At 61.7% G+C, this 26403-nt stretch carries 29 protein-coding genes and 1 pseudogene; 11 read left to right on the top strand and 19 right to left on the bottom strand.

Going from position 1 to position 26403, the window contains the following annotated elements:
- The first annotated feature begins 1 nt into the window (after position 1).
- Positions 2-1096: a winged helix-turn-helix domain-containing protein gene (locus ACE4RL_RS01985; RefSeq protein WP_375600217.1), complete on the top strand. Its 1095-nt coding sequence runs from the start codon at positions 2-4 to the stop codon at positions 1094-1096.
- Between the two features lie 15 nt (positions 1097-1111).
- On the opposite strand, the gene ACE4RL_RS01980 is transcribed toward ACE4RL_RS01985, so the two are convergent.
- The 8 genes from ACE4RL_RS01980 to rpmI all read right to left on the bottom strand — a co-directional run bounded on the left by ACE4RL_RS01980 (position 1112) and on the right by rpmI (position 8405).
- Positions 1112-2401: a bifunctional folylpolyglutamate synthase/dihydrofolate synthase gene (locus ACE4RL_RS01980; RefSeq protein ID WP_375598866.1), complete on the bottom strand. Its 1290-nt coding sequence runs from the start codon at positions 2399-2401 to the stop codon at positions 1112-1114.
- A 182-nt stretch (positions 2402-2583) separates the two neighbouring features.
- Positions 2584-5004, bottom strand: coding sequence for a phenylalanine--tRNA ligase subunit beta (gene pheT, locus ACE4RL_RS01975; RefSeq protein ID WP_375598865.1), 2421 nt, complete (start codon positions 5002-5004; stop codon positions 2584-2586).
- Positions 5005-5015: 11 nt separating this feature from the next.
- On the bottom strand, positions 5016-6056 hold the full coding sequence (locus tag ACE4RL_RS01970; protein WP_375598864.1) for an ASCH domain-containing protein: 1041 nt from the start codon (positions 6054-6056) through the stop codon (positions 5016-5018).
- Positions 6053-6316, bottom strand: coding sequence for a DUF2442 domain-containing protein (locus ACE4RL_RS01965; RefSeq protein WP_375598863.1), 264 nt, complete (start codon positions 6314-6316; stop codon positions 6053-6055). The genes ACE4RL_RS01970 and ACE4RL_RS01965 overlap by 4 nt, the downstream gene beginning before the upstream one ends.
- A complete protein-coding gene (locus ACE4RL_RS01960) occupies positions 6297-6533 on the bottom strand; it encodes a DUF4160 domain-containing protein (protein WP_375598862.1) in 237 nt (78 codons plus the stop codon). The genes ACE4RL_RS01965 and ACE4RL_RS01960 overlap by 20 nt, the downstream gene beginning before the upstream one ends.
- 1 nt (position 6534) lies before the next feature.
- On the bottom strand, positions 6535-7665 hold the full coding sequence (gene pheS / locus ACE4RL_RS01955) for a phenylalanine--tRNA ligase subunit alpha (RefSeq protein WP_375598861.1): 1131 nt from the start codon (positions 7663-7665) through the stop codon (positions 6535-6537).
- A 118-nt stretch (positions 7666-7783) separates the two neighbouring features.
- Positions 7784-8185: a 50S ribosomal protein L20 gene (gene rplT, locus ACE4RL_RS01950; RefSeq protein ID WP_375598860.1), complete on the bottom strand. Its 402-nt coding sequence runs from the start codon at positions 8183-8185 to the stop codon at positions 7784-7786.
- A gap of 19 nt (positions 8186-8204) precedes the next feature.
- A complete protein-coding gene (gene rpmI / locus ACE4RL_RS01945) occupies positions 8205-8405 on the bottom strand; it encodes a 50S ribosomal protein L35 (protein WP_035084480.1) in 201 nt (66 codons plus the stop codon).
- Positions 8406-8692: 287 nt separating this feature from the next.
- On the opposite strand from rpmI, the gene ACE4RL_RS01940 reads away from it, so the two are divergent.
- A complete protein-coding gene (locus ACE4RL_RS01940) occupies positions 8693-9007 on the top strand; it encodes a hypothetical protein (RefSeq protein ID WP_375598859.1) in 315 nt (104 codons plus the stop codon).
- Between the two features lie 191 nt (positions 9008-9198).
- Here the strand turns inward: ACE4RL_RS01940 and ACE4RL_RS01935 are convergent, their stop codons facing one another.
- Both ACE4RL_RS01935 and ACE4RL_RS01930 read right to left on the bottom strand, forming a co-directional pair.
- The gene (locus ACE4RL_RS01935) at positions 9199-11373 is read right to left on the bottom strand and encodes a methyl-accepting chemotaxis protein (RefSeq protein WP_375598858.1); all 2175 of its coding nucleotides are present in this window, start codon (positions 11371-11373) and stop codon (positions 9199-9201) included.
- Between the two features lie 147 nt (positions 11374-11520).
- Positions 11521-12366, bottom strand: coding sequence for a glycosyltransferase family 2 protein (locus ACE4RL_RS01930; protein WP_375598857.1), 846 nt, complete (start codon positions 12364-12366; stop codon positions 11521-11523).
- Positions 12367-12470: 104 nt separating this feature from the next.
- On the opposite strand from ACE4RL_RS01930, the gene ACE4RL_RS01925 reads away from it, so the two are divergent.
- Both ACE4RL_RS01925 and ACE4RL_RS01920 read left to right on the top strand, forming a co-directional pair.
- On the top strand, positions 12471-12890 hold the full coding sequence (locus ACE4RL_RS01925) for an Hsp20 family protein (RefSeq protein ID WP_375598856.1): 420 nt from the start codon (positions 12471-12473) through the stop codon (positions 12888-12890).
- 25 nt (positions 12891-12915) lie between these two features.
- Entirely contained in the window at positions 12916-13200 is a 285-nt protein-coding gene (locus ACE4RL_RS01920) for a DUF1150 family protein (RefSeq protein WP_375598855.1), read from the top strand.
- A gap of 77 nt (positions 13201-13277) precedes the next feature.
- Here the strand turns inward: ACE4RL_RS01920 and ptsN are convergent, their stop codons facing one another.
- The 8 genes and pseudogenes from ptsN to ACE4RL_RS01880 all read right to left on the bottom strand — a co-directional run bounded on the left by ptsN (position 13278) and on the right by ACE4RL_RS01880 (position 19266).
- Positions 13278-13745 (bottom strand): PTS IIA-like nitrogen regulatory protein PtsN, encoded by a 468-nt coding sequence (ptsN, locus tag ACE4RL_RS01915; RefSeq protein WP_375598854.1) that lies wholly within the window; start codon positions 13743-13745, stop codon positions 13278-13280.
- A gap of 47 nt (positions 13746-13792) precedes the next feature.
- Positions 13793-14371, bottom strand: coding sequence for a ribosome hibernation-promoting factor, HPF/YfiA family (hpf, locus tag ACE4RL_RS01910; RefSeq protein WP_375598853.1), 579 nt, complete (start codon positions 14369-14371; stop codon positions 13793-13795).
- A 233-nt stretch (positions 14372-14604) separates the two neighbouring features.
- The gene (gene rpoN / locus ACE4RL_RS01905) at positions 14605-16113 is read right to left on the bottom strand and encodes an RNA polymerase factor sigma-54 (protein ID WP_375598852.1); all 1509 of its coding nucleotides are present in this window, start codon (positions 16111-16113) and stop codon (positions 14605-14607) included.
- A 162-nt stretch (positions 16114-16275) separates the two neighbouring features.
- Positions 16276-16725 carry a GNAT family N-acetyltransferase gene (locus tag ACE4RL_RS01900; protein WP_375598851.1) on the bottom strand — a complete coding sequence of 150 codons (450 nt, stop codon included), beginning with the start codon at positions 16723-16725 and terminating at the stop codon, positions 16276-16278.
- A gap of 55 nt (positions 16726-16780) precedes the next feature.
- Positions 16781-17527, bottom strand: a pseudogene (gene lptB / locus ACE4RL_RS01895) (LPS export ABC transporter ATP-binding protein); the annotation flags it as partial.
- Between the two features lie 5 nt (positions 17528-17532).
- Positions 17533-17985 (bottom strand): LptA/OstA family protein, encoded by a 453-nt coding sequence (locus ACE4RL_RS01890; RefSeq protein WP_375598850.1) that lies wholly within the window; start codon positions 17983-17985, stop codon positions 17533-17535.
- Positions 17982-18635 carry a hypothetical protein gene (locus tag ACE4RL_RS01885; protein ID WP_375598849.1) on the bottom strand — a complete coding sequence of 218 codons (654 nt, stop codon included), beginning with the start codon at positions 18633-18635 and terminating at the stop codon, positions 17982-17984. Before ACE4RL_RS01885 ends, ACE4RL_RS01890 begins: the two co-directional genes overlap by 4 nt.
- A 16-nt stretch (positions 18636-18651) precedes the next feature.
- On the bottom strand, positions 18652-19266 hold the full coding sequence (locus ACE4RL_RS01880; protein WP_375598848.1) for a ribonuclease D: 615 nt from the start codon (positions 19264-19266) through the stop codon (positions 18652-18654).
- A 224-nt stretch (positions 19267-19490) separates the two neighbouring features.
- Between ACE4RL_RS01880 and metK the strand changes: the two genes are divergently transcribed.
- The 3 genes from metK (at position 19491) to ACE4RL_RS01865 (ending at position 22052) form a co-directional block, all read left to right on the top strand.
- Positions 19491-20804 carry a methionine adenosyltransferase gene (gene metK / locus ACE4RL_RS01875; protein WP_375598847.1) on the top strand — a complete coding sequence of 438 codons (1314 nt, stop codon included), beginning with the start codon at positions 19491-19493 and terminating at the stop codon, positions 20802-20804.
- Between the two features lie 74 nt (positions 20805-20878).
- A complete protein-coding gene (gene trmB / locus ACE4RL_RS01870; protein WP_375598846.1) occupies positions 20879-21589 on the top strand; it encodes a tRNA (guanosine(46)-N7)-methyltransferase TrmB in 711 nt (236 codons plus the stop codon).
- 94 nt (positions 21590-21683) lie between these two features.
- Positions 21684-22052: a winged helix-turn-helix transcriptional regulator gene (locus tag ACE4RL_RS01865; RefSeq protein WP_375598845.1), complete on the top strand. Its 369-nt coding sequence runs from the start codon at positions 21684-21686 to the stop codon at positions 22050-22052.
- Between the two features lie 53 nt (positions 22053-22105).
- Here ACE4RL_RS01865 and ACE4RL_RS01860 read toward each other — a convergent pair whose 3' ends face one another.
- The gene (locus tag ACE4RL_RS01860) at positions 22106-22372 is read right to left on the bottom strand and encodes a PepSY domain-containing protein (protein ID WP_375598844.1); all 267 of its coding nucleotides are present in this window, start codon (positions 22370-22372) and stop codon (positions 22106-22108) included.
- A gap of 245 nt (positions 22373-22617) precedes the next feature.
- Between ACE4RL_RS01860 and ACE4RL_RS01855 the strand changes: the two genes are divergently transcribed.
- The 4 genes from ACE4RL_RS01855 to ACE4RL_RS01840 all read left to right on the top strand — a co-directional run bounded on the left by ACE4RL_RS01855 (position 22618) and on the right by ACE4RL_RS01840 (position 26380).
- On the top strand, positions 22618-23283 hold the full coding sequence (locus ACE4RL_RS01855; RefSeq protein WP_375598843.1) for a flavodoxin reductase: 666 nt from the start codon (positions 22618-22620) through the stop codon (positions 23281-23283).
- Positions 23284-23442: 159 nt separating this feature from the next.
- A complete protein-coding gene (gene rimP / locus ACE4RL_RS01850) occupies positions 23443-24060 on the top strand; it encodes a ribosome maturation factor RimP (RefSeq protein WP_375598842.1) in 618 nt (205 codons plus the stop codon).
- Position 24061: 1 nt separating this feature from the next.
- Positions 24062-25663, top strand: a complete 1602-nt coding sequence (gene nusA / locus ACE4RL_RS01845) for a transcription termination factor NusA (protein ID WP_375598841.1) — start codon at positions 24062-24064, stop codon at positions 25661-25663.
- A 45-nt stretch (positions 25664-25708) separates the two neighbouring features.
- Positions 25709-26380: an RNA-binding protein gene (locus tag ACE4RL_RS01840; RefSeq protein ID WP_375598840.1), complete on the top strand. Its 672-nt coding sequence runs from the start codon at positions 25709-25711 to the stop codon at positions 26378-26380.
- Positions 26381-26403 lie beyond the last annotated feature (23 nt).

The raw sequence follows: 26403 nt of genomic DNA, 5'->3' as shown, positions 1-26403 counted from the left end.
GATGCGCGCACAGCGCCTCGATGTGGTCGAGCCGTTCGGCGCTGGCCCCGAGGCGGCGCAGGCGGCCATCGAACATCTGGGCTATGTGCAGATTGACACCATCAATGTCATCGAGCGATGCCACCATCACATTCTGTATTCCCGCATTCCCGCCTATCAGCGCAGTGATCTGGCCGCGCTGCAATCGGCTGAAAAATCAGTGTTCGAATATTGGACCCATGCCCTGAGCTATGTCCCCTCAGCCGACCTGCCGTTCTTCCTGCCCGCCATGAAGGCTTATCGCGAACACCCCAGCACCTGGTTCGGCTCGGTCACCAAAAAAGAGGTCAGCGCCATGACCAGGCGCCTCAAGACCGAGGGACCCCTCTCCATCCGCGACATCGACGATGACGAACTGGTCGACAAGACCCACCCCTGGGCCAGCCGCAAGCCATCCAAGCGCGTGCTGCAACTGATGTTCTACCAGGGCCTTGTCGCGATCTCGGAACGCCAGGGCATGCTCAAGACCTATGATTTGATCAGCCGCCATTTCGGCTGGGACAGGGCCCCGCGCCCCGCCACCGCGCGGCAGGTGACGGCCTATCTGCTCGACCGGGCCTTGCGCAGCCAGGGCATTGTGAGCCTTGATTCCATCTGCCACCTCAACGCCCCGGCAAAAAAGCCTGTGCGGGAAATGATCGAGGCCCGCGTCAAGCGCCGCCGGCTGGTGCCGGTCACTATCGAGGGTGCCGAAAAAGTGCAGCACTGGACCACGCGGGAGGCGTTGGAAACCGTTGCGCCTTCCCCCGCTAATCGCGTGCATATCCTCTCGCCGTTCGATCCGCTGATCATCCAGCGCAAGCGTTTGAAGCTCTTGTTCGGCTACGACCACATTTTTGAGGCCTATGTACCGGCAGCAAAGCGGCAGTATGGCTATTTCGCCTTGCCGGTAGTGCTCGATGATCGCGTCGTGGCTGCCATCGACCTCAAGACCGATCGGGCCAATGCTAGAGTGCTGGTGCAGAAATGGACCTGGCTTGAACAAACCGGCACCGAAGCAAAAGCCGCCATTGACGCAGAGCTCACCCGGTTCGAGCGGTTCCAGCTGTCGTCGTGACGCCGCGGATCAGCCTTAGTCCGGCACAGTTCCGTTCTTGGCCAGCACATCGCCCGCCAGATAGAGCGAGCCGCAGATCAGCACGCGGGCGTCTGCCACCCCGGCCGCAGCCTTGAGCGCGGTCGTGATCGAGCGCATTGCCTTGGCAGGAAAGCGCTGCGCCCGGGCCCGGGCGGCAATGTCCTCGCTCTTGTGAGCGTTTTCTTCGCCCGGAATGGTCAGGGTCAGCACTTGGGTCGGATGCAGGTCGCGAAACACTTCGAGAAAATCTTCCGGTGCGCGGTTGTTCATCATGCCCATGATCAGCACCAGCGGTTTTTCCGGCATGGCGGCAATGGTGCGGGCCAGGGCCGCCGCGCCATGTGGATTGTGCCCGCCATCGAGCCATAATTCATGACCCTCCGGCAGCAGCCCACGCAGCTTGCCGGTGCGGATCGGCTGCATGCGCGCAGGCCAGGTCACGCGCCTCAGCCCCTCGGCAAAGGCGTTCTGATCCACCGGCAGGCCGAAATGGCGCGTGGCGGCGATAGCCAGAGCCGCATTGTCGAACTGATGCGGGCCGGGCAGGGCGGGAGGCGGCAGATCGAGCAAGCCGGCCTCGTCCTGAAATACGAGACGCCCTTCCTCCGCTGAGCCATGGAAATCCTCATTCTGCCAGATCGGCGTGACGCCCAGCCGCCGCGCTGCCCGGTCCAGCACGGTGCGCGCCTCATCCTGCTGAATACCCATCACGGCCTTTGCACCGCGCTTGAGGATACCCGCCTTGTTCGCGGCGATTTCGCCCAGCGAATTGCCCAGAAATCCCTGATGGTCATAGTCGATCGGGGTGATGATGGTGCCCAGCGGCCGCTTGACCACATTGGTGGTGTCATAGGTCCCGCCCATGCCCGTTTCGAGCAACAGGAAATCGGCCGGCGTGTCAGCAAAGAGCTTGAATGCGGTCACCGTCGTCACCTCGAAAAAGGTGATCGGATCGCCATTGTTGACCTGCTCCACCTCTTCGAGCGCGGCGTTGAGTTTTCGTGTGCCGACCAATGTCCCGGCCAGGCGAATGCGTTCGTTGAACCGCACCAGATGCGGCGAATTATAGACGTGAACCGACTTGCCCGCCGCTTCGAGAAAAGCGCGCAGATAGGCAATGGTCGAGCCCTTGGCGTTGGTCCCCGCAACATGGATCGTGGGCGGCAGGTGGTCCTGCGGATTACCCAGCTTTTCGAGCAGCGGGATCATGCGATCCAGGCTGAGATCGATCAGCCTGGGGTGCAGCTTGCTGAGGCGTGCGAGAATGGCATCGGTGCGGGACAAGAGAGTCTCCGAAATTGGACACTATGCCGGTTATGCCACCGGTCCGGCACCTCCCCCTTGAGGGGGAGGCTGGGAGGGGGAGCTTGAAACGCCTGGTGCCAGAAAAGCTCCTCCCCAACATTGCTATGGCTTTCGGCCTGGCGCCGCGTCCCGCTCCCCAAAAGGGGGAGGGGCTGGAAGAGCTACTTCCGCAGTTCCCCGCCCGTCGTCTTGGTCACGGCCGCAACCACCGCCGCCGAAACCTTGTCGATTTCCTCATCGGTCAGCGTCTTGTCCTTCGGCTGCAGGGTCACCTCAATGGCGACGGACTTCTTGCCCTCGCCCACATGGCTGCCCTCGAACACGTCGAAGATCCCGACATCCTTGATCAGCCCCTTGTCTGCACCCCGGGCCGCCTTGAGAATGGCCGCCGCGGTCACACTTCGATCCATCACGAATGCGAAGTCACGGCTGACCGGCTGGAGCGGGCTGAGCTCAAGGGCCGGTTTGGTCTTGGTGGCTTTCTTGCGTGGCTCGGGAATGGCATCGAGATCGATCTCGAAGGCGGCAACCGGGCCTTCGATGTCGAGTTCGGCGCTCAGCGCCGGGTGCAATTCGCCAAACCAGCCCAGCGTCACCTTGGGCCCAAGCGCAATGCGCCCGCCGCGTCCCGGATGGCTCCAGTCTGCCGCCTCGGGCAGCACCTGCACCTTTTCGATATCGACGCCCAGCGCATCAAGCACAGCGGCCAGATCGGCCTTGGCGTCCCAAACACCGACATCGGTCGCCTTGCCCGACCAGTGGCGGCCGGGGCCATGAAGGGTCGCCGTGCCCGTGCGAATGCCGGAGGCGTAGGTGTGCTGGCCTTCGGGTTGGTCGGAGAGAAAAATCTGCCCGACCTCGAACAGTGCCACATCGGCAAAGCCGCGGTTGGCATTGCGCCTGGCCCCGGCAATCAACCCGGGCAGCAGCGAGGGCCGCATATCGGTCATGTCCGAGGCAATGGCATTAGCCAATTGCCGGTCTTCGGTGCCCCCGCCAAAGCGGGTGGCCTCGTCATGGCTGATGAAGCTCCAGGTCACTGCCTCATCCAGCCCGCGGGCCGCCAGGGCCCGGCGGGCAATGCGGCGGCGGTTCTGGATGGTGGTCAGCATGCGTGGCGCCACATGGGTCAACCGCGGCAGCGGTTCGACCGGCACATTGTCCACGCCCACCATGCGCATCACCTCTTCAACGAGGTCTGCCTTTTGCGTCACATCCGGCCGCCAGCTCGGCACCTTTACCTGCCGCACTGGCCCGGCGCCCTCCATGGCAAAGCCAAGCCGGCCCAGGATAGCCTCGATCTCATCGCCCGCCACGGTCAGCCCGGTCAGGCGATTGACCTCGGCCAGCGGGAATTCAACCACGGTGTCCGGGAAGACATCCTCACCCGAAATGGCCGGTTCCATCGGCTCGCCACCGCACAGCTCCAGCACCAGCCGGGTTGCCAGTTCCATGCCGGGCTCGGTCAGCGCCGGATCGACATGGCGTTCAAGCCGATAGCGGGCGTCCGATACGATGCCGGTCTTGCGGCCGGATTGGGCGATGAGATCGGGGTCCCAGCTGGCGCATTCCATAAAGACATTGGTGGTCTCCTCGGTCACCCCCGAACGGATCCCACCCATAATGCCGCCCAGGCACAGCGGGCCCTTGTCGTCGGCGATGACGGTCATGGTCTCGTCCAGCGTATAGACCTTGTTGTCGAGCGCGTCGAACGCTTCGCCGCGCGCATTGCGCAGCGCCATCTGGCCCTCGACCTTGTCGGCGTCATAGGCATGCAAGGGACGGCCCCAACCCAGTGACACCAGATTGGTGATGTCGACCACGGCATTGATCGGCCGCAGGCCCACGGCGCGCAAGCGCTGCTGCAGCCAGTCGGGCGAGGGACCATTCTTGATGTTCTTGAGATACCGCCCGGCAAACTTGCGGATCGCCTTGGGTTCGTCCGCCCCAAACTGGTGCGGCAGCGGCGCAATCGGGCTCGCGCCCCTGGAGGGAACCGGAGAGAAATCCGTGCTCTTCAGCGTCCCCAGGCCGAAGGCCGCCAGATCGCGCGCTATGCCATAGACGCCGGTCGCGTCGCCGCGGTTGGGGGTTATCGAAATATCGAACACCACGCCATCCATGCCGGCATAGTCGACATATTTGACGCCCACCGGCGCATCTTCGGGCAATTCGATAATGCCGTCATGGTCCTCGCTCAGCTCCAGTTCGGCATTGGAGCACAGCATGCCATTGCTGGCCTGGCCGCGAATATTGCCCTTGCCGATGGTCATGTCCTTGCCCGGAATATAGGTGCCGGGGAAAGCGAACACGGATTTGAGACCCGTGCGGGCATTCGGCGCCCCGCAGACCACGTCAATCAGCTCCCCCGTGCCGGCATCGACTTTACATACACGCAGCTTGTCTGCGTTAGGGTGCTGCTCGGCGGAGACCACATGAGCGGTCACAAAGGCTTCCAGCGCCTTGCCCTGGCTTTCAATGCCTTCCACCTCGAGGCCAATCATGGTCAGCGCCTTGCCGATCTCATCGGCCGATGCGCTGGTGTCGAGATGTTCCTTGAGCCAATCGAGGGTGAATTTCATCTTTTTGGTCCTTAGCGGAAGTCGCTCTTGCTGCCATTGATCGGCGGCAGCGTGGAAGAGAGTTTGAGAAGTTCGACAAGCACATTGGCAAAGCCCCGCGCGTCGTCGATCGCCTTATGAGTATGGGGCACATGGCCGTAGAATTCGGCTGGCAGCTTGCTCATGCCCCAATCAAGATAGGGCGCGCCGCGCAAGGTGCCCGCCATGGTATAAAGGCAGATGCCGCCGCCGCGAAAAATCTGCCGCCCCTTGAACGGGCCCGAAAGCGCCCGCGTGCCGGCATATTCATCCAGATAGTGGTCCATCCAGAGCCCGTCGAAAATCATCGGCGCGGCAACGAAGACTTTTGGGCCGGGCAGGCTCTCCACCCAATCGGCAAAGCGCGGCATGACCAGCGCCGGGTCTTCGGCATTTTCCGTTGCGGCCTTCCAGGCTTCGGGCTGGGTCGCCCACCAGGCCATGGTGGTCTCGTTCTGTTGCCGGTCGGTCCGTGGCGTCAGCACCGCTTCCAATTCCCCATGGCGCGTACCATTTGCTGTCACCGCCACCGAGGCAAAGCTCAGCATGGAATTGTGCAGCGGCGTGGGCCCGTCGCTCTCGATATCGGTTACAATGAAGATCGGCGTCGCCACGCGATTGTAGACTTCCCGGCCTGCGGGCAGCACGGTCACGAGGCGGAAGGCTTCACATACAATCTGCATGTCGGGCGAAAACCCGCCATTGCGTGCGAAATAGGTCTCATGCCCCTCCCGCCATTCGGCGTAAGAACCTTCACCTTCGAGATCGGTGAAACTGGGGTCGATATCGTCAAAGCGCCTCGTCTCCACCGACAAGGTCTCGATGACGCAGGCCTCTTCGCCTGCGCCATTGAGGACCACATCGCGCCGGCCAACTTCCGGCATGGGCTCGCCATCCTGGCCAAAACCGCGCAGCGCCCCACAGGTCGCGGTCTTCTTTCCCGCCAGCACCAGCGCGAGCAAACGGTCGGCCAGCTCCGGAGAATCCCCGAAGCTGAACTTGATCGGCTCTTTGGTGGCAGCAGGTGATGTCAAGGCGCAGTCGCCCCGGGCGCTTTTTCCCCGCGCAACATGCTGGCGATGGAAATATCTTCATCGATTTCCGGCCAATGCAGGCCCATGGGCATCAATTCGATGTCCGAGCGGGCGGCAGGTGAAGCGGCAGCAAGGCGTGGATACCACCAAAGTGGGGTCGATACTTCCCGTCCATCTGCCAGTCGGACATGCAATTGGGACGCATCGCACCGCGCTTCAATGGGGCGGCTGTCTTCGATTTCAAGCACCAAAGTAGTCATTCCAGGCCTCCATGAAGGCATCCTTGTTCTCGCGCGTCGCACCACTGATCTCGTTGAGATCGCGAGCGGAGAAACCGAGATTGACCGCAACGCTGAGGTCTCGCAGCCATATCTTGGCTTCTCGACCGTCTTTGACAACGTGTATATGCGGCGGTTCCCAGCCATCGGCCGAGTAGAAGAAGAACCGGTATCCCTTCCACCGCAGCAGCGTCGGCATGCTAGCTGCTCAGCCCCCCGAACAGCGTCGGCAGATCCAGCGGCCGGAACCCATAGTGATCGAGCCACCTTTGGTCCGCGTCGAAAAACGCGCGAAGATCCGGCATGCCGTATTTGAGCATGGCGATGCGGTCGATGCCGATGCCCCAGGCAAAGCCCTGATAGACATCGGGGTCGAGCCCGGCATTGCGGATCACGTTCGGATGCACCATGCCGCAGCCGAGGATTTCCAGCCAGTCTGATCCCTCGCCGATCTTCACCTCGGAGCCGGAGCGGTCGCACTGCACGTCCACTTCCATGGACGGCTCGGTGAAGGGAAAAAAGCTCGGGCGAAAGCGCAAGGTGACGCTGGGCACCTCGAAAAAGGCCTTCAGGAATTCTTCCAGCACCCAACGCAACTGGCCGATATGGCTCGATTTGTCGATGACGAGCCCTTCCACCTGATGGAACATCGGCGTGTGGGTCTGGTCACTGTCATTGCGATAGGTGCGGCCGGGCATCACCACCCGGATCGGCGGGTCCATGGCAGGAGTGATGTAGCTCGCCGCCGGCTTTTCATTGGTTTTCTGCATCACGCGCATCTGCACCGGGGAGGTGTGGGTGCGCAGCACCTTTTTCACCCCATCGGGCCCCGGCTTCATGAAGAAGGTGTCGTGCATTTCGCGCGCCGGATGGCCTTCGGGGAAGTTGAGCGCGGTGAAATTGAAATAGTCGGTCTCGATATCGGGCCCTTCGGCAATCGAGAAGCCCATATCCGAAAAGATCGCGGTGATCTCGTCAATGGTCTGGGAAATCGGGTGAATGCGGCCACGCGCCGTGGGGGCGGGCTTGAGCGGCAGTGTGACGTCCACGGTTTCGGCTGCCAGCCGGGCTTCCAGCGCAGCTGCCTTCAATTCGGCGCTGCGCGCCTCGATGAGTCCGGCAATTTCCCCCTTAAGGCCATTGATGGCCGGACCGGCGGTCTTGCGCTCTTCGGGCGCCATCGAACCAAGCGTCGCAAGCAGGGCCGATACGGAACCCTTCTTGCCCAGCGCCGAAACACGCACATTGTCGAGCGCCGCTTCGTTATCCGCGCCGGCTATGGCGGTGGACAATTCGCTGCGCAGGGTATCGATCTGGGCTTCCAGGGACATCTTTGTTCTCGAATTCGGACGGACTTGCGGGCGGTGTTAGACCAAAACAAAGCGCCCTGCGCCAGCCCTTCCGGGCGGCGCAAGGCGCAATTTTTGACCTCAGCAAAGCTGGTAGGTTTTAGGCGGTGACGCGGGCGTGGGTCACGGAGTCCACGCTTTCCAGATATGCCAGCGCTTCCTTGGCCTTGACGACCAGGGCGGCGAACGCTTCGGGCTGGGTGATCGCCAGATCAGACAGCACCTTGCGGTCGACAGCAACCTCAGCCTTGCTGAGGCCGTCGATAAATCGGCCATAGGTCAGGCCGTGATCGCGCACGGCGGCGTTGATGCGCTGGATCCAGAGAGCCCGGAAATTGCGCTTCTTGACGCGACGATCGCGATACGCGTACTGGCCGGCCTTTTCGACAGCCTGCTTGGCGATACGGATCGTGGATTTACGACGGCCATAATAGCCCTCGGCGGCCTTCAAGACCTTCTTGTGACGAGCGTGGGCGGTTACGCCCCTTTTTACGCGTGCCATTCTTTAGTGTCCTTCCAGCTTAGCGGTTGTACGGCATGTACCACTTCACCAGACCCTCGTCGCCCTTGGACAGGATCTTGGTGCCGCGGTTGGTGCGGATGTACTTGGCGTTGTGGCTGATCAGGCGGTGGCGCTTGCCGGCAACGCCGGCCTTCACCTTACCCGAGGCGGTGAAGCTGAAACGCTTCTTGGCGCCGGACTTGGTCTTCATCTTGGGCATTTTGCGGGTCCTTTAGAGTCTTATTGGATGGATTGAGGCCCATCGCATTCAAAGACCGCCACGGCATGCCTGTTGGCCGGGCGGCCCGGAGATGGCGCTTCATAAGGGCAAACCAGGACCAGCGCAAGAGGGATCGCGACTACGTATCAAGCCATTAAATAGTTTCAACGAACCATTCACACTAGCTTGTTCGATTTTTCGCGTACAATCGTGCAACTGGTGGCAGGGGCTGGGCGTAATTATCCCCGAGTTCGCAATTCAGCGATCACGAAAAAGGATTTAATATCATGCGTTTCATCAAGCCTCTCACCGTCGCCGCCCTGCTGACCGCGTCCATCGCCGGCGCCAATGCCAGCCCGTTTGACGCCAATGTCAGCTTCAGCGCCCTCCAGGATGCGACGACTGCCACGGTGCTCACGGTCAATCCAGCCGCGGCGGCTTCCCTTGCTATCGACGTCGACACCAACTCGCTGCAGCAGACCATCCAGAACAACAAGTTCCTGCTGCGCTCGGTGCAGGCTCAGGGTTTCTCGCTTGATCAGATCATTGGCATCGACGCCACCGATGACGGCGGCTCCAGCGTCACCCTCTACGCGATGTAATCTTTGCGGTCTCAAAACCGAGACTGAACAAGGGCGGTCTTTTGCGACCGCCCTTTTCTACGTGTTTATTCCCTCATTGTCTGGCTGTGGCAAAGGCCATTTCCGTAACAGCGCGCACGAGGGTCGAACCCCAGTGCCTTGCTGCCCCGTTCTGACCATAAGACCGATCACAGCGATGCAGTCTTGCTCGCTCAGGCGACCTGCCTGTCCAGTGCATCTCCGCCATGGGTAAAACTGGTGACAATAGCGTCCAGGGCTTCGGCCTGTGCCCGTGTCTGGTCAATTGCTGCATGGGACTGCTCGACTAGAGCCGCATTGTGCTGGACATCTTCGTCCATCACGCCCATGGCGTCGGCAATGGTGGCGATCGCCGTGCTCTGGCTTTGCGCCGTTTCGGCAATGGTGTCCATCTGGCCGCTGTCGCGCGCCACCGCTTCACGGATCGTAGCCAGCAACTTGGTTGCTTCCTCGGCAATGCGAGAGCCGTCATTGACCGAGTTTGCCGATTGTGCCGCGAGCGCCTTGATGTTTGCCGAGGCCTGCGCCGCTGACTGGGCGAGCCGCCTAACCTCTACGGCCACCACAGCAAACCCCTTGCCCGCTTCGCCCGCGCGCGCCGCCTCGACAGAAGCGTTGAGGGCCAGCAGATTGGTCTGAAATGCCATATCCTCAACCAGCCCGGTGACAGCAGTGATCTCGTCCGAGGTCTTGCGGATGCCGGCCATGGCTGTTTCGAGCCGCTTCATGGCTTGCGAACCTTCCCGGGCGAGATCGGCAGACCCCCTGGTACTTTGCGCAGCGGCCTGGGCCAGCATTGTATTGGCCGCGACTTCGCCCTTGAGCGTTTCCACCGCCTTGGCCGTTCGCTCGATCATGCCGGCCTGGTTGTGCGTACGGCTGGCCAGATTATTGGCGCCCTCGAAGATTTCGTCGGTGGCGCGGCGCAACGATCCTGAGGCCTCAGCGAGCCGGAAAATAGTATCCGACAGCGTTTCGGCCAGCAGGTTCGTGTCCTGCTGCAATTGGCCGAAGGCACCGGCGAACTGTCCGTCCACCCTGGCTCCAAGCTGCATGGCGGCAAGCGCCGAAAGCACCCGGCCATTTTCGGCCAGGCCCTGCGCCACGGTCGCCAGAAGCGCGTTGACTCCCCCCGCCAGCCGATCAAGATCGGCATCGCCATAGCTGGAGGCCAGGCTCTGGTCGAACCGGCCGGCAACGGCGTCTGCAACCACCCGCTCCAGATCGGCCTGCAGATGCGCCCGGCGATAGGCCATTGCAGCGGTCTGCTGCGCCTCTTCGCGTTCGCGTGCCACGGACTGCTCAAGGCTGCGGCCATTTTCGCTAAAGATCGTCAGAGCCCGGGCGATTCGTCCCAGCTCATTGTCCCTGTCGGCCCCGGTGAGGCTTACCGCAAAATCACCGGCAGCCAGCCGATCCATGCTCGCAGCGATGACGCCCACCGAGCGTGACAGCCAGCGCGCGGTGAAGATGCTCAGGGCAACACCGCAGATCAGGGCGCCCAGCCCTGCCACCAAGCCGGCCAGCCCGATCGTGGCGGCCTGGTTTTCCGCCTGGGCTCCCAGGCGTTCCTGCTCCCCGGTGGCCACCTGCGCATTGTCGCGATAAAGAGTTGCCAGGCTGGCATCGACCACTTGAGCCGTTTCGGCCAGTCCGTTGCGGTCCTGCAATTGCCCGCTCACCGCTTGGATGGAACTGACAAAGCCGGCAAGCGTCTCGGTCACCGCATCGACACTGGCCAGATCTTCGGGCCGATAGAAAGTGGACCTGAGGGCAGCCAGCCCCTCCTGCGCCTGGGCGGCGGAGTTCATCGCCCGTCCCTCGGCAGTCATATCGCCCATCAGAAGGTTTTCGGTTTCGAGACGCGCCAGCAGCAGATCGCGCATCGCCAGACCCGCCAGCGCCGCGGCCTTGGCATTGATGCTGGCGGCCTCCGACATCTTGGTCATCAGCGCGCCCAGCGTGTCGCCCGCCGCCACGCCGCTCTGACGCATCGTCAAGGTCAGCTCTTTGACCGTGGCGTCTATCGCCGTCATCGACTCCACGGCCGTCCGGTAGTCGCTCGAGCCGGCCGCGGGTAACAAGGACAATTGCTCGCGGACCGTCGCGACGTTTTCCGGGGTCGGGCTGGTTTGATAGTTTGCAAAAGCCAATCTGGCATCGGCCAGCAGGGCAGCATTTTTTTGTGCCTCACTGGCTTGGGCCGTGGCATCTGCATAGTCCCTGAAAGTGCCGCTAAGCGCATAAACGCCGGACAAGGCGATGGCCAGCAGAACGCCCATGAGCACAATAAGCATGCCGAAAGCCGCATAGATGCGTCCCGACAGCGAGAGGTTCTTCAAAATCATAGGTTCTAGATTCCCAGCACGAACCGATTGGTTTCCCGCAGGTACTCGGGCGTGCCTTAAAGGAACCTCACCAATGCCGTCATCCGATTGTCACAAACCCGCGCGGAGGCGAGACGGCGCAGGTCCTTGGGGGAGCAGAAGAATTTTTTATGAAGCCCGGGCGCTCAACATCGGTTCGATATGGTCCTCAAACAACAAGCCCGGCCGCGCCGCGATGGCCGCGCCATACGCCGCTTCGGCCATGATCGATATGTCGAGAAACCCGACCATCCCGGCAACGTCCTCTTCGCTCAAGCCGTACCGGCCTCCCTCCAGCCGGGCGATGATTTCGCGCTTTGACGCGATCATCCCGGCGGTAACGTCCCGGGCATTGCTCATCGAGCCGTCCCGCTTGATATAGTCGTGCAGCGGCGAGCCCAGGTGGTAGCTCTGCGGGTTGGTGGAATAGAGCTGCAGCAGGAACTCCAGGTCGGTCATGTTGCTCATCTCGTGGTCGAACCGTCCGTCGCCACGGCGCCGATCCCAGACCACCATCGCATCCATGGACAGGCTCACCCATTTGTGTTCGCCCGGCGTGAGGACACGGTCAGGGCCGGCACCGACGAAGCGGAGATGGTGAAAACCGTCACTCATGACGTCGAGCGCGGTGGTGACAATGCCGAAACCGGCCAGCGCCGCGACGGCCCGTTCCAGTTTTTGCGGCTTCAGGCGGTCATCGGCATCCAGCAGAGCCGCATAGGGCGTATCGAGCCTCTCCAGCGCGGCATTGCGCGCGACCGATGCGCCAAGCCCAGTGCCCCCGCTAGCCAGAAACACCTGGCGCGGATCGTTCAGCCCATATTCATGCAGGAAGGCGCCATAATCGAAACCGTCATCGGCCACGATCCAGTGTTGCCAGTCGGCATGGGTCTGGTCGAGGACGCTCCTGACCGTGGTGGTCAGGGTGGATTGCGCCTTGTAGGCGGGTGTGACGATGGCGACGGTCTGGGACATGACTTGAACCTTTTGCGCGTCTGACCCATATCTCTGGCAGGTTCGTGATGCCAGGCAATATGGGTTGCGAACCGGACGTTGCTTGATGCTCAAGGACGCTTTTGATGTCGCGTATCTCGGTGTTTTCCGCCCCCTTTCTCCTCGGCTTCGATAGTTTCGAGGAGCGCATCGACCGGCTGACCCGGTCAGCGGAGGGCTATCCTCCCTACAATATCGAACGCACCACGGGCGGGGATGGAGCCGAGAGGTTCCACATTTCCATCGCCGTGGCCGGGTTTGCTCAATCCGACCTCGAGGTGAGTGTGGAGGACAACCAGCTGCAGGTGCGCGGCCGCCAGAAGGACGAGCCAGGCCGTGACTTCCTGCATCGTGGGATTGCGACCCGCCAGTTCCAGCGTACCTTTCTTCTTGCCGATGGCATGAATGTGAAGGATGCAACTCTGGGACATGGTATGCTCGTTATTATAGTTGAGCGCCCACCGGCGCCCAAGATCGCCCGACAGATCGATATTCGCTCAGTTTGAGGAAACAAGAAGAAAGGGCCGACAAATGATGGACAAGCGCAATTCCGACGCGGCCATGGACGCCGCAAACCCGCTCAAGGACCTGACACGCGCGCAATTCGCAGCGCTGGGCGGCGATGCGGTGGCCTATGTCAAGCCGGTCTCCGGCCTGTTGCTTTCGGTTCTGATCGAGGATGCCGAATTCGATGGCGCCACCCAGTATCAGCTGGTGATGTCGGCCGATGGCACGCCCTTGATGGTTGCCGATACCGCCGAAGCCGTCGCCGAATGGCTGGGCGATCAGAATATCGGCGTGGCCACGCTGCACTAAAGCCCCACTCGGGAGCCACGAACCAAAACCCCCGCGGCCAGGCCGCGGGGGTTTTGTTTGTCTTGCCGGCGCGACGCTCAGGCTGCGTAGGTGTTCTCCACCGGAGCGGTGAGGATCGCGTGCAATTGCGCCGGATCGCTCTCGGCGCGCAATTGCTCGGTCACGCTTTCGGTGCGCAGTAGGCGCGCCACGCGCGAGAGGGCCTTCAAGTGATCGGCGCCCGCGCCCACGGGGGCAAGCAGCACCATCACCAGATCCACGGGCTCGTCATCGACCGAATCGAAGTCGATGGGCTGGTCGAGCCGCGCGAACACCGCCGTCACGCCCTTGAGCCCCTCGATCTTGCCGTGCGGAATGGCAATGCCATTGCCCAGGCCAGTCGAGCCCAGATCCTCCCGGCCCATCAGGGTCGAGAGAATTTGGCTGGCGGGAAATGCAGTCAGTTCTGCGGCCTTTTGTGCAATAATTTCAAAGATCTGGCGTTTGTTCGCGACGCCGGTGCAAGTCAGCACGGCGTGCTTTGCCAGAATATCGGCCAATTCCATAAATCTGCCTTAGGATCTACCAAGCGGTTTGGCGGCTGGAGCGCTACTTAATTTGCGCTCAGGGCTGGGTCTATCCAGCCAATATTGCCATCTGCGCGGCGGTAAACCACATTCAGCCCGCCATGTCCAGCATGCCGGAACATCACCACCTGTTGTCCAGAGAAATCAAGCTCCATAACGGCTTCCTCGACGCTCATCTGGCGCAGTGCCTTTGTCGTTTCGGCGATCACGGCGGGGGCGAAATCCTCATCGAGTTCGTCAAAGGCATCGGTGGATCCGAACACGGTATATTGCGCGGTCAGCCCGTCAATGCCGTTGGCGCCATTGCCCCGGCGGTGCTGTTTGAGCTTTCGATTATAGCGGCGAAGACGCTTTTCAATATTGAGTGCCATGACCTCAAAGGCACTGGTGGCGTCGCCCGCCTGGGCGCTGGCCTGCAGCGTGGCGCCTGAATCGAGATGGACAACACAATCGGCGCGAAAACCGATCCCGTCCGGTGTCAGGGTAAGATGGCCGTCATAGCCGCCGTCGAAATATTTCCCGACAACGGTAGCGAAATGTTCTTCCGCCTTGCCCCTCAGGGCATCGCCAACATCCATGTTTTTTCCCGAAACGCGTAGGGTCATGGCTCTTGTTCCTTTCGGTCGTTTGCGCGACGCGAGAGTTCCAGAAAAGCCGCTCCCGGCTTTCCCGGATCTGCGTCTGTCGACAGCCCTTAAATGGGGTTGCGACACAAGCGATGCTAGACCCGCTCAAAAGGGCTGTCCATGCGCAACAGCACGCTCACGTCACAACAAAAGGCGTGACAGCCTCAAGCCTGCCACTTACCGTTCGCCTGTCTGATTTGCTCGGGGTTTGCTCAGGCGATCCGCGCCGTCGCTTCGAGGCTCTTTTTCTGCCGCCGGCGAATCACCGAGGAGGGGATGTTCATCCCCTCGCGATATTTCGCCACCGTCCGGCGCGCCACATCGATGCCCTGCTCCTTGCGCAGCACTTCGGCAATCGTGTCGTCGGACAAGATCTCATTGGCCAGCTCGGCCTCAATCAGTTGCCGGATACGGTGCCGCACCGCTTCGGACGAATGATCTCCACCGCCGGTCGCAGAGGCGATGGCGGTGGTGAAGAAATATTTCATCTCATAAAGACCGCGCGGCGTGGCCATGTACTTGTTCGAGGTCACGCGGCTCACGGTCGATTCATGCATGTCGATGGCCTCGGCGACCATTTTGAGCGTCATCGGTTTGAGATGCGCCACCCCATGGGTCAGGAACCCGTCTTGCTGGCGCACGATTTCGGCCGCCACCTTGGTGATGGTCTGGGCGCGCTGGTCCAGGCTCTTGGTCAGCCAGTTGGCGGTGGCCAGGCAATCGGCCAGAAAGGTCTTCTCGGCCGTATCCCGGGTCTTCTTCGACACTGTCGCATAATAGACCCGGTTGACCAGCACCCGCGGCAAGACCTCACTATTGAGCTCGATCTGCCAGCCCCCATCGGGGCCGGGCCGCACGAACACATCCGGTACCACCGCCTCGACCGGCCCGCTGTCAAAGGCCAGGCCCGGCCGCGGATCGAGCAGCCGGATCTCGGTCAGCATGTCGCTGAGATCTTCCCGGTCGCAACCCACCGCCTTGAGCAGGGCCGGCATGTTGTGTTCGGCCAGAAGCGGCAGGTTTTCGATCAGCTTTTGCATGATCGGATCGAGCCGGTCGCGCTCGCGCAACTGGATTGAAAGGCATTCGGCAACATCGCGGGCAAAAATTCCCGCCGGCTCACAGCCTTGCAGCGCCTCAAGCACCGCTTCCACATCGGCCAGCTCGGCGCCCAGCAATTCGGCAATGGCGTCCAGCTCCACGACCAGATATCCGGCCTCATTGATCCCGTCGATCAGGTGCTGGGCGATCAGCCGGTCCGCTGGCGTGCGCAGCAGCATGTGGGCCTGGGCCTCGAGGTGGTCGGAAAGGCGCGGCCGGCTGGCGACATATTGGTCAAGATCAGGGGCTTCTCCGCCCTCAAAGCTGCCATTGCGGTCCGGCCCGGCAATGCGGCCATGTTCCTGCCCGGCGTCGGGGAACACATTGTCCACAGAGGTGTCATAGCCCTCGGCAATTTGATCAGCATCCTTGATGCGATCGCCCTGGGTGACGGTATCCTCATAGGCGCTCATCTCGGTGCGCTTTTCCGGCGCCTCGGCCGGCTCGGCATCGTCTCCGCCCTCTTCGCGCTCCAGGATCGGATTGCGCAACAGTTCGGCATCGACGAAGTCGTTCAGTTCGAGATGGCTGAGCTGCAGCAGCCGGATCGACTGCATCAGTTGTGGCGTCAGGGTCAGGCTTTGAGACTGACGAAACTCCAGCCGTGGCGATAGCGCCATGCGTTAAAGGCCCTTGCGTGCAAACATATCTCCAGCCGCTCGCGGCTGCTTCCCGCCCGGACCATGACTCAAATCGGTCATCTCGGCAAGTTTCGTGCCAGACAGCGCGTTGAAACCGTGAAGGAAGATACAGCCGCGCCATGCCCTATTACAGATAGGCGGTCAGTCGCGATCCGGCGGGCGCCGTTTTTCGAAACGTATTTCGCCGTTTGCCAACTTCGCTACCGGGGTCCAGCCGAGACGTTCGTACACTTTTGCAGCGCGAGATGCGCTGTCGGTGCTGAGCCAGATGCAGGCATGATGCGCAAATAGAAATGCTTCGGCCCTTTCGATAAGTCTGCGGCCTACACCTTTGCCCTCCCACTCGGGCCGAACAAAGGCAGCAAAAATGCACCCCTCCGCAAGATTGCTCATCGAAAAGCCTATGACGGTTCCCTTGTGCAATGCCACCCAAATGCAAGGAGCTTGTTCAAGCGCCGCCTCAATGGTGTCAGGCGTGATTCCCAAATCAGCCATCTGAGCGACTGAAAGATGGTTTTCACGCACGCTCGTCCGTACTTCGAAGATGTGCGGGATGTCTTCATCTGTCGCGTCTCGAATAGCAATATCCACGAGATCGCCTCCACAAGCCCGAGCTGCTTATTGCACTAAAATGCAGCGGGGAATCCTAAATCGAAAAACTCTCGCCGAGATAAACGCGCCGCGCCTCAGGGTCGGCGGAGATGGTTTCGGGCTTGCCCTGGATCATCACCTTTCCGCCATGGATGAGATAGGCCCGGTCCACCAGCCCTAGCGTCTCGCGCACCGCATGGTCGGTAATGAGCACGCCAATGCCGCGCTGGGTCAGTTGCCGCACCAGCCCTTTGACCTCGGCCACGGCAATGGGATCGACGCCGGCAAAGGGTTCGTCGAGCAGCATGAAACCGGGATCGGCGGCCAGGGCCCGGGCAATCTCCACGCGCCGTCTTTCCCCGCCCGACAGCGCCAGCGCATTGGACTTGGCGATATGGGTGATGGAAAATTCCTCGAGCAGCGCTTTCAGCCGCCGCTTGCGCTCGGTCTTGTCGCGGACCGTGTTTTCCAGCACCGCCATGATATTGCCGGTGACGGTCAGCCCGCGAAAGATCGAGGGTTCCTGGGGCAGATAGCCAATGCCCAATTGCCCACGCTGGAACAGTGGCAGGCGGGTGATATCGAGCCCGTCGAGCAGGATTTTGCCGGCATTGGGTTTGACCAGCCCCATGATCATGGTGAAGACCGTGGTCTTGCCCGCCCCATTGGGGCCGAGCAGGCCCACCGCCTCGCCCTTGCGCACGGCCAGCGAAACGTCGCGCACCACCTCACGCTTGCCAAAGCTCTTGGCCAGGCCGTGGGCCACCAGCCAGCCGGTCTGGTCGATGCGCGGGCGGGCCGGCTCACTCATTGCGAGGTAAACACCCCGGTCACGCGCCCGCCGCCCGAACTGGTAAAGGTCGAGACATTGGTGGCCAGGTTCACCACCAGTTCGGTGGCGCTCACCGTGCCGCTGGCATTGTTGACCACCACATTGCCGGTTAGGCGCAGCAACTGGTCGCCCGGGGTATAGACCGCGTGCTCGCCGGTGGCGTCCTGCTCAGCGGTCTTGAGCCGCACATTGCCTCCCGTGGCCACAAAGGTCTTGATATCGGTGGTGCCGCCCTCGCCATAGGTGGCAATCACCTTGGGCGCCCAGACCGTCACAGTGGGGTGGATCACGATAACATCGCCGGTGAAAGTCACTTCCCGTGCGCTGTCATTCATCACCGTCTGGTCGGCAGTGATCTCGACCCGGCTCTGTGCCAGCGCCGGCAGCGTGATTGCCAGCAGCACAAGGGTAAAAAGGGCCCGCTTCATTGCGCTTGGTCTCCATCGGCCGCAGAATCGTCTTCGCCGGGTGTTGCCGGCAAGGTGACCGTCGACCCGGTGAATGTCCAGACAATGGCACCGGCATCGTAGATCAACCCGTCGGCCCGGATTGTGGTGCCGTCAGAATAGTCGATGGCCACCGCGCCCCGGCTGGTCAGCATTTGCCGGCCCCAGTCGAATACTGAATCGCGCAGCGTGCCGGTGGTTCCAGCGCTGTCGGCCACGTCGGCCACGCCGGGCACTAGGGTCAGCTGCGCGGCGGTGTCGAGCTGTGCGGCTTCCGCCTCCATGGTCAGTTGTACCCCGTCGATCCGGTTCAGCACCAACCGGGCATTGTAGAGGTCCACCAGATGGCTCTGTTCCACCCGCGCCCGCGCCGTCTCCGCCCAGACCCGGTAGGATGACCCGTCCGTCAGCGTGCCCACATATTCGGGGGCGTCGATCACCACCGCATCCGGTGTCACGCTGAGCTGCTCGATTTTGAACCGGCCGGTAAAGCTCGACACATAGATCTGCGCAATCAGGCCAAAGAGCACGATCGCTCCCAGCAGCGGCACACCGACACGCAGGATCGCCACCAGGCGGTTGCGCCGCCTCAGGCCATCATAGATGCGGCGTGGCACCGTGGCGGCAGGCATGGCTCCCGGTCCGGTCTCAGCTATGGGCAAAGATGTCGGTTTCTTCCCAGCCCATCAGGTCGAGCGCACAGCGCGTGGGCAGGAAGTCGAAGCAGGACTTGGCAATCTCGGTGCGGCCCTCACGCGCCAGCATGCGGTCCAGGTGCCGCTTGAGATCGTGCAGATAGAGCACGTCCGAGGCCGCATAATCGAGCTGGGCGTCCGAAAGCTTGTCCCCGCCCCAGTCCGAGCTCTGCTGCTGCTTGGACAGGTCCACATTGAGCAGTTCGCGCACCAAATCCTTCAGCCCATGCCGGTCGGTATAGGTGCGTACCAGCTTTGAAGCGATCTTGGTGCAATAGACCGGGCCGGTGACGACGCCGAAGCGGTTCTGCAGCACGGCCACGTCGAAGCGCGCGTAATGGAAGATTTTTGTCACACCGGGGTCGGACAGAAGCTTGACCAGGTTCGGCGCTTCGCTCACGTCCTGGGGGATTTGCACCACGTCGGCGCTGCCATCGCCCGGCGAGAGCTGCACCACGCAGAGCCGGTCGCGATGCGGATTGAGCCCCATGGTCTCGGTGTCGATCGCAACCTCGCGGCCATAATTGGAAAGATTGGGCAAATCGCCGCGATGCACTCTGATGGCCATGTTGTCATCCGCTTGTCTGTAACCGGTCCTTCCTTGGCACAGAGCGGTGGCCAAGAAAAGGCATCAAGAAAAGGCATCAAGAAAAGGCATCAGGCAAAGGCGGCGCTTCGGCAAAGGGCAAGAATTGCTGCTACCATCGCCGACTCCATATAAAGCTTTCTTTATATCGCACTTGCTTTGTCGGGTCAGACCTGTGCATAACAGGGTTGAAAGTGGCCGGGATCATGTCCGGCCACGCGCACTCCCGCGTGCGCCCTCGCCACTTTGCAAAGAGGTTTAACGTGGCCCGTTCTGACTATCTTTTTACCTCGGAATCCGTTTCCGAGGGGCATCCTGACAAGGTTTGCGACCGCATCTCCGACGAAATCGTCGATCTGGTGTTCAAGGAGGCCAAGAAGGCCAATATGGACCCCGCCCAGGTCCGCATCGCCTGCGAAACCCTGGCCACCACCAATCGCGTGGTCATCGCCGGTGAAGTCCGGGTTCCCGAGACGCTGCTGAAAAAAGGCAAGGATGGCACCATCCTGACCGACGCATCCGGCGCCCCGGTGGTCAATCCGTCCAAGTTCAAGTCCGCCGCACGCAAGGCTATCCGTGCCATCGGCTACGAGCAGTCCGGCTTCCACTGGAAAACCTGCCGCATCGATGTGCTGCTTCATGGCCAGTCCGCCGACATCGCCGTCGGCGTCGATGAGGCCGGCAACAAGGATGTCGGCGCCGGCGACCAGGGCATTATGTTCGGTTATGCCGCCCGTGAAACCCCCGAATTGCTGCCCGCGCCGATCTATTACGCGCACAAGATTCTCTCTTCGCTGACCGAAGCGCGCAAGGCCAATCACGGGCCCGCCGGCAAGCTCGGTCCCGATGCCAAGAGCCAGGTCACGGTGCAGTACCGGGATGGCAAGCCGGTCGGGGTCACCCAGATCGTGCTCTCGACCCAGCATCTGGATGAAACCCTGACCTCGGAAGACGTGCGCAATATCGTCGAGCCGATCGTGCGCGAAGCCCTGCCGCAGGGCTGGATCAGCGACGAGACCGTCTGGCACGTCAACCCGACCGGCAAGTTCGTCGTCGGCGGTCCCGATGGCGATGCCGGCCTGACCGGCCGCAAGATCATTGTCGATACCTATGGCGGGGCAGCCCCCCATGGTGGCGGCGCCTTCTCGGGCAAGGATCCCACCAAGGTTGACCGTTCGGCCGCCTATGCCGCGCGCTATCTTGCCAAGAACGTGGTCGCTGCCGGTCTTGCTGATCGCGCCACCATCCAGCTCTCTTATGCCATCGGCGTGGCCAAGCCGCTCTCGATCTATGTCGATCTGCACGGCACCGGCAAGGTCGATGAGGCGGTGCTGGAAAAGGCGCTGGCCGAGGTTATGGATTTGACCCCGCGTGGCATCCGCACCCATCTCGATCTCAACAAGCCCATCTACGCCAAGACCGCCGCCTATGGCCATTTCGGCCGCAAGGCCGGCCGCGACGGCAGCTTCTCCTGGGAGAAGACCGACCTCGTCAAGGCACTCAAGGCCGCGGTAGCCTGAGCCACAACCACGTTGACCCGGGGCCTCTTTTCCGCAAAAGCGGGAGAGAGGCCTTTCCTTTGCAACAAGACAGCATGACCGACCACGAACTGCCAAAGACCCGCTCCGGCGAACCGCGCGCTTTTTTCGGCCGCCGCTCGGGCAAGAAGCTGCATGGCGGCCAGAAGGCGCAGGTCGCCGAGCTGTTGCCGCGCTTTCAGATTGAGCTTGGCGACACGCTGCTCCCCGAATCCCTGTTTCCTGATGCGGAAAACATCGTCATCGAGATCGGTTATGGCGGCGGCGAGCATCTGGCGCGCAAGGCCGCCGAAGCGCCGCAAACCGGATTTATCGGCTGTGAGGTCTTTACCGGCGGCATCGGCAAGATGGTGCAGGCCATTGAAGCCAGGGGCCTCGACAATGTCCGCCTCTATACCGACGATGCGCTCAAGCTTCTGATGGCCCTGCCGGACGCCTCGGTCGACGAGGTCTATCTGCTCTATCCCGATCCCTGGCCCAAGACGCGGCACCACAAACGGCGCTTCGTTTCACCCACCACGCTCGCCGAACTGGCCCGGGTGATCCGTCCGGGTGGCGTCTTCCATTTCGCCACCGATATCGACGACTACGCCAACTGGACCCTGGCCCATATCCTGCGCACGCCCTCGTTCATCTTTGCCCCCCAGGCCCCGGGCAGCTGGCTCCAGCCCTATCCCGGCTGGCAGCCCACCCGCTACGAGCAGAAGGCCCGGCGCGAGGGGCGCATGCATTCCTTCTACTTCAGCTTTCCGCGTCTTGCGGTGTAACCAGCCGGCAACCCTGATCGGCTTTATGTCCTCAGGCTCTGGACCTTGGCGCTTTGCACCCCATATCGGGTGCGCAAGCGTCACGGAGTGAAACATGTCCGAGCCCCACAATGCCCTTGCGGTCGATCCGGACCTGCTGGTCGTGCGGCCGGGCAAGTGGACATTGGTGGTGATCGCGCAATTGCGCGATGGCACCATGCGGTTCAACGAATTGCGCCGCAATATGGGCGGGGTGCCGCAGAAGTCACTCAGCGTCACCTTGCGCGAGCTTGAGCGCGATGGCTTCATCACCCGCACGGCCTATGCGACCATACCGCCCCGGGTGGAATATGACCTGACCGATCTGGGTCGTGAATTGCTGCACCTGGCCGATGACTTCAAGCGATTTGCCCAGCGCAACCGCTATGCGGTGGAACAGGCGCGGCGTCTGTTCGACGCCGCCGATATCCGTACCGCTCCATAGGCCATTGCCTAGGGGCGCCGCCGGAAACTGGCGGCGCCGGGCCTTGCGATCAATTAGAGATTGACCACTTCGAGAGTGACCGGGGTCAGATAAACCAGGGTCTGCTTGCCCTCGGCATCGGTCACGGATGCCACGACATAGTCGCCCCACTCCTCGACCGAGCTGGCATTGATGCCCTTGTCCTGCACCTGGGCGAGCACATAGGCTGCATCGAAGTCGCTGTCGGAGGTCTGGGTCAGCGAGGTGCCAGCCATGGCAGGTGCTGCAATACCGGCAAGGGCGGCGGCGGTGACGAGGGCGATTACACTGTTCTTGATCATGGCAGGATGATCCTTTCTGTTGTGAACGAGAAAGGAAATGCGCACGGGCCCGCCCCCCCACAAGCAGCTGTTTTCAGCTTTTTTGGCCTTGAATTCGGTCCGTGTCTTCCGAGAGTTTGCTCAAGGAAATCAAGGGCTTTGGAGGAAACCTGGTATCCCCCGGGAAACCGGGTTCCCTTCCCGATACATGCTTATGCAACCTCTGCACTGCCCGACGATTGAGAAAGCAAAGGAGCCCTTGGAACATGGAAACCAGCGTCCGAATTCTCGACACCATCCCCGTCACTCACAATGTGCGCCATTATCGGCTGGAGCGCCCCAAGGGGTATGATTTCACCCCCGGCCAGGCAACTGAAGTCAGCATCGACCGCGATGAATGGCGCGACAAGAAACGGCCTTTCACCTTCACGTGCCTGCCCGATGCCGACACCCTCGAATTCACCATCAAGAGCTATTTCGACCATACCGGCGTGACCAATGAACTGTGGTCACTGGGGGCAGGGGATCGACTGATCCTGCGCGACGTCTGGGGCACCATTCAGTATAAGGGGCCGGGCACTTTTATCGCTGGCGGCGCTGGCGTCACCCCCTTCATCGCCATCCTCCGGCACCTGCAGGCCACCGGCAAGCTGGCCGGTCATCGGCTCATCGCCTCCCACCGCAGCGAAAAGGACATCATCCTGCGCGATGAATTCGAGGCCATGGAGGGGCTCGATGTGCTCTGGACGGTGACGGACGATCCGAAGTCGGCGCTGCTGCAGGAGCGGATCGCTGCCGGCTTCCTCAAGGATCACGTGCCCGATCTCAGCCAGAACTTCTACCTCTGCGGTCCCGACCCCATGGTCAAGGACCTGCGCAGCCTGCTCGAAGAAGCGGGTGCCGATGTGGGCAATGTGACCTGGGAGAAGTAAGACGCGTCCAGCCTTGCCTTTCCCGCACTGGCGGTCTATAGAACCGCCAACATCATTGCTCTCATATCGAGGGTGGGTGCCCTGACCGGCCCCCGCTCTTTTTGTTTATCGGCAGGTCGCGCACGACATGCGCCTCTGCCCGAAGGGTTGGATAAAGACTTGGCTTTCGACCTGACCGAAAAGCGCTACATCAAGGAAACGGGCCTGGAAGCCCGCATTTCCCGCATTGTCGAGCCGGTGGCCAATGATCTGGGCTTTGCGCTGGTGCGGGTGAAGATCACCCCCGAGAACGGCTGCACGCTGCAGATCATGGCCGAGGACGAGAACGGGCGGTTCACCATCACCGATTGCGAGACGCTGAGTAAGGACCTTTCCCCGGTGCTGGACGTGGAAGATCCGATCGACCGCGAATATCATCTGGAAGTCTCGTCCCCGGGCATTGATCGGCCTCTGGTCCGCAAGCGTGACTATGAACGCTTTCTTGGCCATGAGGCCAAGGTCGAGCTCATGGACATGATCAATGGCCGCAAGCGCTTCCGCGGTGAAATCTCTGCCGTCGATGACGAGGGTGTCACCATTCGCCTGCCCGACGCGCCCGGGGGCACCGACCCCGATCACAAATTGGTTTTCTCGACCATCGCCGAAGCCAAGCTGGTGATGACCGACAAGCTCATGGATATGGCCCGCGCCGACCAGGAGCTCCACCCCATCGACGACGACGAGACCGAAACTCTCGAATACGCCGACACTGACGAAGTCTCTGAGGAGAAAAACTGAAATGGCCGTTAGCGCGAATCGCCTTGAGCTGTTGCAGATTGCCGACGCCGTCGCCCGCGAAAAATCCATCGACCGCATGGTGGTGATCGAGGCGATGCAGGATGCCATGGAAAAGGCCGCCAAGGGCCGCTATGGCGCCGAGACCGAAATCAAGGTCGAGATCAATCCGCGCTCCGGCGAGACCCGCATGTGGCGCCTGCTTGAAATCGTCGATGACGTCGAAGAGCCCTCCCGCCAGGTCGCGCTCAAATTTGCCCAGGTCAAGAACCCCACCGCCAAGGTTGGCGACTTTCTGACCGAGCCCCTGCCGCCCATGGAATTTGGCCGCATCGCCGCCCAATCCGCCAAGCAGGTTATCGTCCAGAAGGTGCGCGACGCCGAGCGCGATCGCATGTTCGAGGAATATACCGGCCGCGTCGGCGAAGTGGTCAACGGCACCGTCAAGCGCGTCGAATACGGCAACGTGATTGTCGATCTCGGGCGCGGCGAAGCCATCATCCGTCGCGACGAATTGATCCCGCGTGAAATGTTCCGCTATGGCGACCGCGTGCGCGCCTATATCTACGATGTGCGCCGCGAACAGCGCGGTCCGCAGATTTTTCTCTCGCGCACCCATCCCCAGTTCATGGCCAAGCTGTTCATGCAGGAGGTCCCGGAGATTTATGATGGCGTGATCACCATCCGCTCGATCGCCCGCGATCCGGGCTCGCGCGCCAAGATCGCCGTGACTTCGAATGACAGCTCGATCGACCCGGTCGGCGCCTGCGTGGGTATGCGCGGCTCCCGCGTGCAGGCGGTTGTCGCCGAATTGCAGGGCGAAAAGATCGACATCATCCCCTGGACCGATTCGATTGCCGACCTCGTGGTCTCAGCGCTGCAGCCGGCGGAAGTCGCCAAGGTCGTGCTGGACGAACAGGCCGAGCGCATCGAAGTGGTGGTGCCCGACGAACAGCTCTCCCTCGCCATCGGCCGTCGCGGCCAGAATGTGCGCCTGGCTAGCCAGCTTATCGGCTGGGATATCGACATCCTGACCGAACAGGAAGAAAGCGAGCGGCGCCAGAAGGAATTCACCGAACGCTCGACCCTGTTCATGCAGGCCCTTGACGTTGACGAGATGGTTGCCCAACTACTGGCTTCCGAAGGCTTCTCCTCGGTCGAGGAACTGGCCTATATCGAACCTGAGGAAATTGCCTCGATTGAAGGGTTCGACGAGGAAACCGCTTCCGAGATCCAGAATCGCGCCGCCGAATACCTGGCCGAGATCGAGGCGAAATACGACGCAGAGCGCAAGGCGCTGGGCGTTGAGGATGAACTTTACGATATTGCTGGCCTCAATGCCGCCATGCTGGTGGCCCTTGGTCAGGAAGACATCAAGACGATCGAGGACTTCGCCGGCTGTGCCGCCGACGACCTGATCGGCTGGACCGAACGCAAGGATGGTGAAACCAAGCGCTTTGAAGGCACCTTCAAGGACTTCCCCGTATCTCGTGAGGAAGCCGAGGACATGATCATGCAGGCCCGTGTCAAGGCCGGCTGGATCACCGAAGAAGACCTCGCAGTCCAGGATGACGGCGAAGGCTTTTCCGAGGAGGCGGCGGTCTAAGGACCGCCCTCTCGGGAGCACCCGGCCTTGGCCCGGAGCGCGCAAATGGTTAGAACCTGTGCCTTGACCCGGGCAGAAATGCCGGTCGAGGCGCTGGTGCGTTTTGTGGTGAGCCCCGATGGGCTGATCGTACCCGACGTCGACGCGCGGGCCGAAGGCCGCGGTGTGTGGATCACGCTCAGCCAGGCCGCCGTCGCCGAGGCGGTGAAGAAGAAGGCGTTTTCGCGCAGCCTCAAGGCCCAGGTGGCCGTGCCGGACGATCTGGCGGACCTGACCAGGCTTCGCCTCGAACAGCGTCTGCTCTCGGCACTCGGCATGGCGCGCAAGGCCGGTCAGTTCTTAACCGGCGCCACCAAGGTCAAGGGCGCTCTGCAGTCTGGCGAGGCCATTGCGCTTGTAACGGCCAGCGATGCTGCCGAGGATGGCCGCAACAAGATGCTGGGGACCCTTCGGGCCCTCAACCATGCGAAGCGCGAGGCCGGAATGACCGCTCCGGACGTGCCGCATTTCGAATCGCTCTCAAGTGTGCAAATGGGTTTGGCACTTGGGCTCGAAAATGTGATACATGCTGCCCTCACAAGAGGGGCGGCAGCCCAATCGGCGGTGGACAAGGCCAATAGACTGGCCCGCTACATCGCCCCAGCGCTGGAAGAACACACCGACCGCATTGCGTCGTCCGGTGTGCTTTTGCCCGCGGAACAGGACGAAAGACGATAGGTAGTATGGCTGATAACGACGAC

The sequence above is a fragment of the Devosia polycyclovorans genome, assembly GCF_042181575.1.
Lineage (GTDB): Bacteria > Pseudomonadota > Alphaproteobacteria > Rhizobiales > Devosiaceae > Devosia > Devosia polycyclovorans.
This window is presented reverse-complemented; position numbering and strand designations above follow the sequence as displayed.